The sequence below is a fragment of the Microbulbifer variabilis genome (assembly GCF_056232115.1).
This window is the reverse complement of the sequence record NZ_CP174325.1, coordinates 3,570,819-3,583,378: the sequence shown is the minus strand read 5'-3', so window position 1 is coordinate 3,583,378 and position 12,560 is coordinate 3,570,819. Positions and strand designations below refer to the sequence as shown.

Annotated in this window: 15 protein-coding genes, 1 pseudogene and 1 riboswitch; all 16 genes and pseudogenes read left to right on the top strand. The window is 44.3% G+C overall.

Translation table 11 applies throughout. The features are described 5' to 3' along the window. The first annotated feature begins 134 nt into the window (after positions 1 to 134). A riboswitch (TPP riboswitch) is annotated at positions 135 to 250 on the top strand. A gap of 57 nt (positions 251 to 307) precedes the next feature. Beyond that, positions 308 to 2,479, top strand: coding sequence for a TonB-dependent receptor (locus ACJJI7_RS15990; protein WP_282950829.1), 2,172 nt, complete (start codon positions 308 to 310; stop codon positions 2,477 to 2,479). A 61-nt stretch (positions 2,480 to 2,540) separates the two neighbouring features. Continuing rightward, a complete protein-coding gene (locus ACJJI7_RS15985) occupies positions 2,541 to 2,804 on the top strand; it encodes a hypothetical protein (protein ID WP_282950830.1) in 264 nt (87 codons plus the stop codon). Further along, positions 2,797 to 3,462: a nicotinamide riboside transporter PnuC gene (gene pnuC, locus ACJJI7_RS15980; RefSeq protein ID WP_282950831.1), complete on the top strand. Its 666-nt coding sequence runs from the start codon at positions 2,797 to 2,799 to the stop codon at positions 3,460 to 3,462. Before ACJJI7_RS15985 ends, pnuC begins: the two co-directional genes overlap by 8 nt. 28 nt (positions 3,463 to 3,490) lie before the next feature. Next, positions 3,491 to 4,369, top strand: coding sequence for a choline kinase family protein (locus ACJJI7_RS15975; protein WP_282950832.1), 879 nt, complete (start codon positions 3,491 to 3,493; stop codon positions 4,367 to 4,369). Between the two features lie 102 nt (positions 4,370 to 4,471). Continuing rightward, on the top strand, positions 4,472 to 4,927 hold the full coding sequence (locus tag ACJJI7_RS15970) for a nuclear transport factor 2 family protein (protein WP_282950833.1): 456 nt from the start codon (positions 4,472 to 4,474) through the stop codon (positions 4,925 to 4,927). Positions 4,928 to 5,113: 186 nt separating this feature from the next. Then, positions 5,114 to 5,557: a YtoQ family protein gene (locus ACJJI7_RS15965; RefSeq protein WP_020415087.1), complete on the top strand. Its 444-nt coding sequence runs from the start codon at positions 5,114 to 5,116 to the stop codon at positions 5,555 to 5,557. A gap of 397 nt (positions 5,558 to 5,954) precedes the next feature. Beyond that, positions 5,955 to 6,617: a class I SAM-dependent methyltransferase gene (locus tag ACJJI7_RS15960; protein ID WP_282950834.1), complete on the top strand. Its 663-nt coding sequence runs from the start codon at positions 5,955 to 5,957 to the stop codon at positions 6,615 to 6,617. 33 nt (positions 6,618 to 6,650) lie between these two features. Further along, a complete protein-coding gene (locus ACJJI7_RS15955; RefSeq protein WP_444901748.1) occupies positions 6,651 to 7,367 on the top strand; it encodes a hypothetical protein in 717 nt (238 codons plus the stop codon). Between the two features lie 275 nt (positions 7,368 to 7,642). Continuing rightward, positions 7,643 to 8,566, top strand: coding sequence for a haloalkane dehalogenase (locus ACJJI7_RS15950; protein WP_282950836.1), 924 nt, complete (start codon positions 7,643 to 7,645; stop codon positions 8,564 to 8,566). A gap of 156 nt (positions 8,567 to 8,722) precedes the next feature. After that, positions 8,723 to 8,866 carry an IS66 family insertion sequence element accessory protein TnpA gene (tnpA, locus tag ACJJI7_RS15945; protein WP_282950837.1) on the top strand — a complete coding sequence of 48 codons (144 nt, stop codon included), beginning with the start codon at positions 8,723 to 8,725 and terminating at the stop codon, positions 8,864 to 8,866. 223 nt (positions 8,867 to 9,089) lie between these two features. Then, positions 9,090 to 9,302, top strand: coding sequence for an IS66 family insertion sequence element accessory protein TnpB (tnpB, locus tag ACJJI7_RS15940; RefSeq protein WP_475717084.1), 213 nt, complete (start codon positions 9,090 to 9,092; stop codon positions 9,300 to 9,302). A gap of 112 nt (positions 9,303 to 9,414) precedes the next feature. Next, positions 9,415 to 10,236, top strand: a pseudogene (locus ACJJI7_RS15935) (transposase). Then, positions 10,223 to 10,720: an IS66 family transposase gene (locus ACJJI7_RS15930; protein ID WP_444901749.1), complete on the top strand. Its 498-nt coding sequence runs from the start codon at positions 10,223 to 10,225 to the stop codon at positions 10,718 to 10,720. Before ACJJI7_RS15935 ends, ACJJI7_RS15930 begins: the two are co-directional and overlap by 14 nt. Positions 10,721 to 11,196: 476 nt before the next feature. After that, positions 11,197 to 11,802 (top strand): hypothetical protein, encoded by a 606-nt coding sequence (locus ACJJI7_RS15925; RefSeq protein ID WP_282950838.1) that lies wholly within the window; start codon positions 11,197 to 11,199, stop codon positions 11,800 to 11,802. A 22-nt stretch (positions 11,803 to 11,824) separates the two neighbouring features. Beyond that, entirely contained in the window at positions 11,825 to 11,980 is a 156-nt protein-coding gene (locus ACJJI7_RS15920) for a hypothetical protein (protein WP_157533701.1), read from the top strand. Between the two features lie 55 nt (positions 11,981 to 12,035). Continuing rightward, positions 12,036 to 12,125: a transposase gene (locus tag ACJJI7_RS15915; RefSeq protein ID WP_169337143.1), complete on the top strand. Its 90-nt coding sequence runs from the start codon at positions 12,036 to 12,038 to the stop codon at positions 12,123 to 12,125. Positions 12,126 to 12,560: the final 435 nt, after the last annotated feature.

Here is a 12,560-nt window from a genome sequence, read left to right as displayed (position 1 = left end):
CGTCATGGAGTTGAGGAAAGGATTATATACTGTGATTAGCATACGGAAGGGGTGACACATTAGATATAGATTTTGACATCTTGAATATTACACTTAGACCCCTTTCCTCCCTCAACTTCTGCTATCATCGCGCCCGCGAACCTAAGGGGTGGCCTTGGCCTGAGATGCCCAGAAGACTTTTGATTCTTCCGGGCAAACCCTTGAACCTGATCCGGTTAATACCGGCGTAGGGATAGGTAACCTCACCAAACGCCTCCTCACGTCGCGCTCCGGGTCTCTTTCACTTGTGTTGATTCGAGAGAGAACCATGAAGAATCTGTTCAAAGCCCACCCCATTGCCTGGTCTGTTAGCATTGTAGCCAGCTTGTCTGCGGGGCTGGCAGTTGCTGAATCGAGGGAAGCAGGGATTGAAGAGGTCGTAGTCACTGCCCAATTACGCAATACCAACCTGTTGGACTTGGCTACCAGCGCGACAGTGGTTAATGCCGATACAATCAAGGCCCGGGGTGCGAGCAATCTGGATCAGATCCTGAATATGGCACCAAATGTAAATTTCTCTTCCGGTGCATCACGGGGCCGCTTCATCCAAATTCGCGGTATTGGCGAGCGCAGCCAATTTATAGACCCTGTGAACCCCTCTGTTGGCCTGGTTATCGATGGTATTGACTTCACCGGCCTCGGGCTCGCTGCCAGCACCCTGGATATCGATCAAGTAGAGATTCTTCGCGGGCCCCAAGGCACTGCGTATGGTGCCAACGCCCTGGCGGGTCTGATCAATATGACCAGCGCCGCTCCTACCACTGAACCCATGGCAAAAGTATCTGCCGAGGTAAGTGAATACAATGGACGCAATATTTCTGTAATTTCCAGCGGCCCATTAGCCGATCAACTTGGTTATCGAATCGCTGCCAATAGGCAAAAATCCGATGGCTATACAGAGAATGCATTCCTGGGCAGTGATAATACCAACAATATTGATGAATCAGTGCTAAGAAGTAAGCTGGCCTACACGCCTAGTGACAACCTAAATTTTGGCCTCTCTCTGCTCTATGTGAATGTTGACAACGGCTATGATGCCTTCTCCTTATACAACACCCGTGAAACACTGTCTGACGAACCAGGCTCGGATCGACAGGAAACCTGGGCCGGAGCCCTAGCCGCACAGTGGTCAGGGAGTGAGCTATTCCATTTGGATGCCACGCTGAGCCTCGCAGATTCAGACACAGAATACGGTTACGACGAAGACTGGAGTTATCAAGGCTTTCACCCATGGGAATACAGCCAAAAAGACAATTACCAGCGCGACAAAGATAACATCAGCCTAGACTTGCGCTTGCTTTCTACTGATGTATCCAAACTCTTTTCTGGCCGTAGTAGCTGGGTTGTAGGTATATATGAGCGTATAGAACGTGAGGATTTATTACGCACCAAAACCTCTAATGAGGAGTTTGGGGCTGATGTTGAATACTTTTCCAGTGAATTTGACACAAGAAATACAGCGATTTATGCCCAACTTAATACTGAATTGACCGCCAGCTTAAACCTGGTGACAGGGCTCCGCCTGGAGAAGCGAAGTGCTGATTACACAGATTCCCTGTTCACTGCCAGGGATATCAGCGAGGACCTCTGGGGTGGCAATATCACTCTGGAGTATCACTACTCCGAAAATACTATGGCGTATGCGACGGTATCCCGAGGATACAAGGCCGGCGGTATCAATGGTGTAATCATCTCTGAATCAGTGAGAAATGTAGAAATTAGCCCTAATTTCTTCGATTTTGATACTGAGCATATGCTTAACCACGAAATAGGTATTAAAGGCAATTGGTTCGACAACCGCTTGCATGCCCAGTTGGCTGCTTTCTACCAGGATCGCAATGATATCCAGGCAAAACAATCCGTCTTCATATTTAATGAAGATGAAGTTTCCTTTCACGACTACCTGGCCAATGCCGCGGGAGGTAAAACTTCCGGGCTGGAAGTAGAGTTTAACTACTTTGCTACAGATTCTCTGCGCATCTTTGCCTCTGCAGGCTGGCTAAATGCGGAGTTTGAAAACTTTATAACCGGCTCTCATGTCGACGCAAGAGATGACTCCCAGGGAGCACCTGTAAACCTGGATGGTCGAGACGTAGCCCATGCGCCAAGCTATCAATTTTTCACTGGCAGCGAAATTTCTCTCCTGCCCAACTTAGTTCTGCGCTTAGAGCTGGAAGGAAAGGACGAGTTCTACTTCTCCAATAGCCACAATGAAAAATCTAATGCCTATGAATTAGTCAACGCCCGACTGACATACCAGGGTGATAATTGGGATCTGTCCTTATGGGGCAGAAACTTAACTGATGAAGACTATTACACCAGGGGTTTCTATTTTAGCAACCAATATGGTAACAACCCTGCCAATGGCTATGCGCCAGAAGCCTATTATCAATTTGGCGAGCCCCGTATCGCCGGTATAAGCGGTACTTATACTTTCTAATAGTTGTATCATTGGGGGGTGGTCTATACCACCCCAACTTTTGCTTTCAATAGGAGGCGTTGTGAGGCTCTCAGTAGAAATCAGTATGTACCCACTAAAGGATGAGTATATCCCCGGCATCCAAGCATTTATTGATCGACTCAATAAATATCCAGAACTCAAGGTAATTACCAATACTATGAGTACTCAGGTTTTTGGGGACTACGATTTGCTAATAGATGTACTCAAGTTAGAATTGCGCAGAGCCTATGAGCAGTTTGGCCGCGCCATCTTTGTTTGCAAATTTATAGACGGGGATCTTTCACCGGCGGCATCAGATGCTTGATCTAGATTTCACTAGCGATATTTCAGCTTCTATCAACGCGATGTCCACCTGGGAAATTGCTGCAGTTGTATTGGCCCTATCCTACCTGCTGCTTGCAATGCGTGAGAAGATCAGCTGTTGGTACGCCGCTTTTGCCAGCACAGCCATTTACCTTTTTTTATTTTGGGACGTCAGCCTGCTGATGGAATCGGCCCTGCAGGTATTTTACCTGGTAATGGCTGTTTTTGGTTGGTGGCAATGGCGTAGTCATCGAGATAAACAACAAGATCTCAAAATTCATCGTTGGCCACTTAAAACCCACCTTCTTGTACTGACAAGCGTCAGCGGGCTCACCTTGTTGCTTGGCTATATTCTGGAGAATACAACCAATGCCGCCCTGCCCTACCTGGACTCTTTTACTACTTTAGGGGCCATAGTTACAACTTATATGGTCACTCGAAAAGTCTTAGAGAACTGGATTTACTGGATTGTGGTTGATGGTGCCTCAATTTACCTTTACCTGGACAGAGGCCTATACCCCACGGCTGCCTTGTTTTCACTTTATGTAATATTAGTAATCATCGGCTTTTTCCAGTGGCATGCCATTTATAGAAAGGAAAGGCAGTCTGAAATATCTGCGAGCGAAGCAGTAACTGATAGGGCAGCCACTCTTATTTAACTGGTCTTGAAACGAGCGCCCCATAGTCATGAGTAACCCCCTAGATGATATGCTGCCCCAGGACTGGCCCCTATGGAGCCAATCCAGACCCACTGTGGTCAGACAGCTCACAGGAGGGCAAACGAACCAAACATTTCTACTCAAGACAAACCAAGAGCTATTAATTCTACGTATCAATTCACAATACAGTGGTGCTCTAGATTTAAACCGACAAACAGAAACCAACGTCCTTGTAAGAGCAAGTAGCGCCGGGCTATGCGCTCCTTTAGTCTACAGTGACCCAGCATATCAATACCAAGTTACCCGCTTTATTGAAGGGCGACCTTGGAATAAAAATGATGCCGATGCTCTGGAACAGGTTGCCAATTTACTTGATGGAATCCACAGCCTCCCCGAAATTGATGCCCATTTGGATATATCCTATAAAGCTGACCAATATTGGAGCTCGATTGATAAACAAGCAGATTTCTACCCGACTCTAGTACAGCTTCACCAAAAAATCCCTTCCCATATTGCTGCCGCGGAACAGCTAGGTGATGGGTTCTCTCTTTGCCATAATGATCTAAGCACTGGAAACCTCATCGCTGGAAAGGCCAGGCGGCTTTATGCCATTGATTGGGAGTACGCGGCTATGGGCGATCGCTTCTATGACCTCGCCGTGATCATAGAGGAACATCAGCTCAGCAGAATTCAGCAACAATCCCTACTCGAGCTGTATCTTAGGCGTAATCCGGCCCGAGAACATTGGCAACGCCTATACCATTGGCGCAGAGTGTACAAATATCTAAGCTTACTCTGGTATGCTGTACAGTGGGGCTCTGAGATCCCAACAAACAATTTTTTTGCTGAAAAAATAGACAGCATCAGCAAGAGCCTGCTCCGATCGGAACCCGCCTTACATATATAGCTTCGCTCACCTTAAGGAATTTAGGCACTTGATGGAGCAAATATTGTAAAATCAACACTCCCGTTACTAAAAATTAACTTCTAAGAACCAGGAAAATAACTTATGCAAAAAATTGTTTTTACATTGATGTTGTTTGTTTTGACAATCGGTAACGCACAGGCGCAAGAGAAGCCTGAAGCATTCAAAACTATCGAGAACCTTCTAAATTACCTATCAGATGTAGACCATGAGCGTATGAGAGGCACCGTAACTGAGTCTTTTCTCTTGCTCGAACATGGTGAAGTATGGACGATTGAAGATCTAATTAAGGTGGCAAAGCCGTCAGATACTGTTAGAACCAATTACTTTAGCATTATTGACTTTGATGAGAGGCCAGATCTAGTCACAATCAACTATTGGAATAAGGCCAATTTTGCTGCAAAGAACAAGAGCCAGGATGTTTACTGGCTCGAAAGCGCTATTCTAAAGAAAGTGCAAGGAAAGTGGCTCCTCTCTCAATTGCACTCTACAAGACTGCCGTCTGGAAAAGTACCAGAAAATGTAGTGTTTAAGCCATAAGGCTACCTTAACCACCAATAAGTAAGAGCCAAAAGGGATTTTGGTCTTATACTTCAGCGCTAATGACGCATTGATACATCCTATTTGACTCAATCAGTAGTCCCCTCCTTTCAAGTCAAAATCATATTGTAAAATCATTTCCTAAGCATCAAACTCTATTGTTTACCACTATCAGGTAACTAAACTATGAAACTGAAAGTATATCTCTCTGGAGAAATCCACTCTGACTGGAGAACCCAGATAATCGAAGGCTGCAATAAGCAGGGACTGGAAATCTCTTTCTCCTCTGCGGTGACCAATCACGATGCCAGTGATGCAGCTGGCGATGGCCTTGGCGTGGAAGATAACTCCTTCTGGCGAGATCATAAGTCTGCCAAGGTCAACGCGATACGGATTAAACACCACATAGAAAATTGTGACCTGGCTGTTATCCGCTTTGGTGAAAAATATAAACAATGGAATGCAGCGTTCGATGCTGGATACTGCGCAGCGCTTGGTAAATCCTATATCACTCTACATGATGAATCACTGGTACATGCATTAAAAGAAGTTGATGGTGCTGCTCAAGCCTGGGCGCAAACACCGGACCAGGTTGTAGATATTCTTAAGTATTTAACCACTCAAGCTTAATAGCTTAAGGGCAGCTGGATATAGGGCTGCTCTTCTCAACTCTATTTACAATGGAAGGCCAGGCAGCTTTATTTTTCTAGTTCATACTCATTGTAACTATTTATTCGGTTCTTCACTTGCCTAACCACCTTAAATGGAACCAAAAACTATTTAGGCATTATTCAATTAAAGTCTGTATATACCAAACTCTCTCACAAAAAAGGCACATTCGTTTATACCTGCAAGAGTTTAGCTTTCATGGTGAAGAGCTGCTTTATACCGCTAACCAAAAGCCTGACAGTTAGAACCACTACTCACGACACGGGTATCAACTTCAGCTTTATGCTGAAAAAGTGCTACTATAGTGTTCAAAATTAGACCAATAGTTAACTTCCAGTCAGACTTGCAGGAGATGTACATGGCCGTTACAAAAGAAGTTGAGCAGGGACAAGCCGTTTACTCCAAACCCGTACTCTGGCTGTACGATCTTTGGGTTCTAGGGCTATCCAACCGCTTTATTTGGCAATGTCCCACTCCAGGCATTCTCAAGCACTTCAACCAGCACATAACGTCAAACCACTTGGATGTCGGTGTTGGAACAGGATATTTCCTCGATAAGTGCACCTTCCCCTCCGGTGATGTACGGCTGGGATTGATGGATTTGAACCAAAATAGTCTGGATGTTTCTGCTGCTAGAGTTGCACGGTACAGCCCACTTCAGTTTCGCTGTAATGTGCTGGATAAAATTGACTTAGTCACTGAAAAATTTGATTCCATTTCTCTGAACTATTTATTCCATTGTCTCCCAGGAAAACTGCCAGAAAAACTATCAGCCTTAGACCACGTTAGTGCACTACTTTCTGAATCCGGAGTTGTATTTGGTTCCACGATTTTATCAAAAGGTGTACCCAGGAACACTGCAGCAAAGAAATTAATGGCCATCTACAATAAAAAGGGAATTTTTTCCAATACCGAGGATTGCCAGGAAGACCTCGAAACTTACCTCGAAAGCAAGTTCAAAGAGTATCAAATAGAAGTAAAAGGCTGTGTGGCGCTATTTAGCGCTAAAGGAAAAATCTAATTAAAGTATTCTCTAGCGGCAGAGGAAGCCCTTATGATAAGTCAGCTACAAAAGCTACTTATTATTTTGGGCTTCCTATCTACAGTAATAACTCCCAGCTTAAGTTTTGCAGTCCACTTCAGTGCAATAGAAGGCAAGTTTGATTGCCCCAATATTCATAATTCTCATAACTGCGCGCGCTCTATAGAAAGTAAGCTGCTTGAAAATACGGGCCTTATCAAACGTAACAAACTTTTTTCTTTAATAGTAACCCTGAAAAATGGCACAACCAAAACTTATCAGGACTCCACTGAAGAAAATCCCCCAGGAGAAAAGTATACCTATTCGGCTCTCGAGTTCGTGGCTGATAGTTACTTATTGATATATAGACAGTTATGGGAATCCAGTGACTATATTCTTTTAAGTTTAAAGAATGGTGTCGAATACTCCCTGGAAGGCTATCCTCTCACCTCTCCAAATGGGCAATATATCCTGACAGTGGAGCAAGACCTGGATGCTGGCTTCAATGAAAACCTTCTAGAGCTCTATCTTTTAACTGTGAATGGCCTGACACCTGTTTACAGTATAAGGCCTGAGTCCTGGGGGCCATCATCTGTCAGCTGGGAAACAAACAATCAGGTAAAGTTTATAAAGAAACAATTTAACCCTAATTACAGCACTACCAAGAAGAGCCCACTTTTTTTTGAAGACAAAGCCCTACTCAGAATTGAGTCTGATAATCGTGTAATCTTTATCAATATCGACTCTTAACAACCCTCAAAGAATTATGCTTAACCGCTGACATCTGTCCCAATACGCCCTATTTCCAGTTTGGGCTAAAGGCTACCTGGTCTCGTACCCAATAACTTAGTCAAGTATCTTTACCTTAAAGATCTTGCCAAGCCTGGCGAGCAAATAGACCCTTAATGCCCGGTTGATTAACCGATATATTTCACTACAGTTGTGTATTCTGCTGTAAAGGGTCCAGTCGATAACAACATAAGGCAAAGTCGCTTGCCTACTTTTCACGCAAAAGAGGGTTACCCATGTCTATTGAGCGATTAAGAACACCCGAAGAGCGTTTTTCCCTGCTGCCCGGATTTCCCTATCAACCAAATTATATCGACAGTCTCGAAGGCTTCGATGCCATGCGTATGGCTTACATTGATGAAGGAGAGCCAGCGGCAGAAACAACTTTTCTGTGCCTGCACGGAGAACCCAGCTGGAGCTATCTTTATCGGAAAATGATTCCAGTATTTGTCGAAGCTGGGCATAGGGTTATTGCACCAGACCTCTTCGGGTTTGGGCGGTCCGATAAGCCGACAAACGAAGATACTTACACCTTTAACTTTCACCGCAATAGCTTGATGCGCCTGATTGAATACCTCGATCTGAGGAACATCACTTTGGTTTGCCAGGATTGGGGAGGGCTTCTAGGGCTCACACTCCCTATGGATATGCCAGGCAGGTTTACCCGATTATTGGTAATGAATACTGCTATAGCAGCAGGAGACGGAGCCTCGGAGGGATTCTACCATTGGCGCAACTTCTCAGTCGGAGTGCCAGAAATCCCTGTTGGCGGGTTGATAGCAAGCGATGCCCGATCTGAAGTCAACCTCTTCGATATAGTGGCTTATGATGCCCCCTATCCCGACAACAGGTACAAAGCCGGGGTGCGTCGCTTCCCATCGATTGTACCGGTCGATCCCGGCATGGAGGGTGTAGAACTTGGGCTTAGAGCTCGGGAATTCTGGTCCAAGGACTGGGACGGGGATAGTTTTATGGCGATTGGAATGAGAGACGCTGTGCTCGGTGAAAATGTAATGGAAATGCTAAGGAGTACCATCAAAAACTGCCCGGAACCACTCAAGATTGAAGAGGCCGGCCATTTTGTGCAGGAGTATGGCAAGGAGATTGCTGAAAGGGCCCTCGCCCACTTTAAACTTTCTTCACCAGTAACTACAAACTAAAATGTTTGATTGCAGCTGCCGGGCTTATACAGAGCCCGGTTTCTTATCATCTAAACATTCTAAAAGTAATCGGTAAGCGGCACATGAACCACATTATTCAACTTGCTTTGGCAGACTGGCATGATGCCCCCTCCATCAACTTCGGTGGGAAGTCCCATGAATCAGCAGCAGTGGCAAAGTCATGTCAGCGCCTACGAGAAAAGCTCTCAATCCAAGCGCGCTTATACCCGTAAGCACAACCTAAACTACAGCCAGTTCCCTACTGGTACCGCAAACTATCTGACAAACGCCTGTGTCTGATATCCCCGACTTTGTTCCCGTGGATATCAAGCCCCTACAGCCACTACGGGAAACCTGCGTGTATTAGAGCTCCCCAATGGCATAAAGCTGGTGATCAACAGTCCGATGTTGTTGGCGCAAACTCCTGGCCTTATGGACCTGTAAATACGATGTGGCTGCCGTTTAACACCAAGTCTGGTTTTACCGTCAGCCGATCGATTTTCTCAATCAGATTGATGGTATCGTGCTGTTGGTGGCTGATACGTTACACAAAGATCCGACACCCAGTCAGCTCTTTGTCTTTCGCAATAAAAAGGCCAATAAAATTCGTATGCTCTATTGTGAAGATAATAGATTTTGGCTCCTTTATAAGCGAAATGAGATTTGGAAAGGCTTACAGTCAGCTATTATTTCAATTCAAATAACTATAGCGCTCTCTCTTTGGTCGACGCTCTAAGCAATAAGAAGACCCTGAAGATCCCCAGGGGTTACTATTCAACAGTACAGAAGTTCGGGATGAAGGTTCTGTAGAGGAAAACGAGGCTGATGGCGACAAAGACCAGGACGATGTGGTTAGTATTGCGACACACAAGCGTCATAAAAAAACAAAGAAAATCTTTGCCGAGCAACTGCCAAGAAAAGAGGTGGTAATCCCCGCCTCAGAACAGGATAAAACCTGTGCGTGTGGCTGCCAAAAGAATCTCGTTTATTACGAACGTCATGAGCGCTTGAACTACATATCCCCAATATATGAGGTGATTGTCGAGTTGTCGGTGAAGGTTACCTGTCCCAAAGGCTGTGCAGGCCAAATAGTTATTGCTCCCAAGCCAAAGCATATCCTACCTAAGAATAAGTTTACCGAATCCGTTCTAGCCCACCTCATAGCCAGCAACCTTGATGATCGTCAGCCGTTCTATCACCTGGAAAAACAGTTTGAGACCCATGCCGGCTTTAGTTTCACCCATCAAACCATGGCTCATACTGTTATCGATTGTGCTACTCCCCTACAACCACTGATCAATTTGCTAAAAGATGACGTCATTGGCTAGGATATTGGGGCTTTGAATGCCACATCACTCCAAGTTCTTAATGAACCTGGCCGGCCAGCAAGCCGAAAATCTTATGCCTACTGTTTCCGAGGCGGTCCTCCGGGAAAGGAAGCTATCCTCTATGAATATAATGTCTCGGATCACAATAATGATGTAAATGACGGATTTGTCGGCTTTAAAGGCACGCTGCATTGTGATGCTGATCCATTTTTTGAGTTGTTATTTGAGCAGACAGCTGTAAACCCAAATCATTACAATGCACATGCCCGTCGAAAACTCAAATCCATAGCGAGAGCAGCGCAGGGGGGATGGACTGGCAAAACGGGCAATGCAGTTTTATAAGAAGCTCTATCGGGTTAAAAGGAAAGCCAAAGACAACCATCTATCATCGAAACAAAGGCATGAATTACGACAGCAAGAATACAAACCCATTATGACCTCCTTTAAATGCTGGCTGGATAAGCACCATTTACAAGTGCTATTCAAATTTCCTCTGGGTAATACAGTGAATTACTGCCTGAAATACTGGAATGGGCTTTGTGAATTCCTCAGCGATGACCACTTGGAAATCGATAACAATCTGACTGAGCCGGAAATCAAACCCTTTGTGATGGCACGTAAAAAATTCCTGTTTGCATCTTCGGTCAATGACGCTAGAGCACTATGCTCTGCACTTCAGTTTGATTCGCACTTCCAAGATCCACAGCCTTGCCCTTACCATCTTTATCGATTTCCGATACTCATTTTTGGGGTTTTCTGGCTGGGCCTTCAGGGGCCTAACTTGAATGTATCCATTGGCAAAAAAATGACTCTTTGTAAAACCTAATTTTCAAACGCTATGAATATACCCAGCCTAAATGCAGCCTGGAGTATCTGATTACGTCACATAATGAACATTATGTGTACACAAAAGACTTGGATCGGTGACGTTTATTTAAAATAGTTTTTTGCTACATCTGTGAATTATTGACTAGGGGGCATTTCTTGATGAAACCATTCCCATTAAGGCCACTCCGCAAATATCACTGAGATGAAACTTATTTTATTTATATTTGTTACAGCATTAATATTGAACAAATAATAACTGCTAAAAGACTATGGCATGTGATTTATAGCCAGACCGCATTCTTGTGCCTTTCCTTACATTTACCTCTTCCTAATTGTTAGTCATTCATTTATATTAATTACTTCAAGTCACAAATATTAACTAACGCTACAAAGTAGCTTTGCATCTTTAATAATCCTTATCTTTTCATTAGGCACTATTAAGGATAAATAGCCAAACCTATCAAAGGGAAAACTATGAAAGCTTTAACTATTTTTTCGCTGTCTATTTTAGCGACGGCATCTGCCGCCTCTTATGCAAATAACTTCTCTGTTAATGTGGTTCAACAACAGTTCGATTGTGCGAACACACCAATTACCTCTCCCCCTGGAGCTAATGTGATAAGGCTTGATTTTCTCCAGAATGAAATGCAGGCACTTCTTGCAGGTGGAACTAGCCAAACAACCATAAAAAAATCTTGTGAGGTCGACTATAAAATAACTCCATTCCCAGGGTACAAGATTGCAGCAATCGAGTTCTCAACAGCTGGCAACTATCTCACTAGCCCTAATTCCATCAATGCAGCCAGAGTGAGAAATCGTGTTAACAATCAAAACCAAACTTTTTCAGACCAAAAATCCTGGTTTGGTGCCGGAGAAATAAAAAGCGACAGTTTTGACAATGTTATCGCAACTACAACTTCAGGTTTAGGCCAGTGTGGTCAATCAGTTTTCGTAGAGACTGATCTGTATAGTGAAATAACTTACCGACCAGTTAGCGATGCTTCTCCAGCTATCACAAACCTCGACCAAGGTAATGGCACCTTTAAGTTAGCAACAGTTGTCTGTGTTCCATGTTTTTAAATGAGGTTCTTCGTAGAATAGTGTGAAAATCCAATATAATTGGTCATGTATTCATCGAAACTGCCAGTTACATCAGGATAAGCAGCCCATTCAGATTGAAGACCACTACTCGCAACTCTTAGGTGTTCAATCTGAATGGAATATGAGTGATGTCGATCTTGATATCGCCGGTGAGTAGGTAGAAGTGAAATTGGATACAGTGGAAGGCTTTTTGCAGTGATGTTGGCCACTGTTTGCCCGGTGCGACCATTGTCCTCGACCGCTTTCATATTCGCCTGCACCTCAACAAGGCAGTTGATCAAGCGAGCAGGGGGATTTACTGAAAAAAGGTGACAAGCGTTTATCTAGAAGTAAATATTTTTTGTTGACCAACTCCGAGTAGTGTAAGCGAAAAATTGACGGAAAAAAATTATGCATTTAAAGGACCCTGTCCTGGAAGTAGCGCGCACCTGTTTGATCATAGACCTATTTCGCAATTTTTGGCAATGTATGAGCAGAATTACAACCGAGAGGTTCTTTGAGCGCTGGTAAAGCTGGGCGATACGCAGGGGAATGAATCCGATAAATAAGGTTGCACAAATTCTGAAATGGCACTTGTCCAACCTGCTGACCTACTTTTAGGATCCAATTAGTAACGGTGTTGCGAAGGGGCTGAATTCGAAAATCCAAGGTATAAAATTCAGAGAGAGGAGCTTCTGGTCATTCGAGAGTTTTAGAAATAGCATCCTTTTTTCTATAGAAAGCTGGATATGACAACT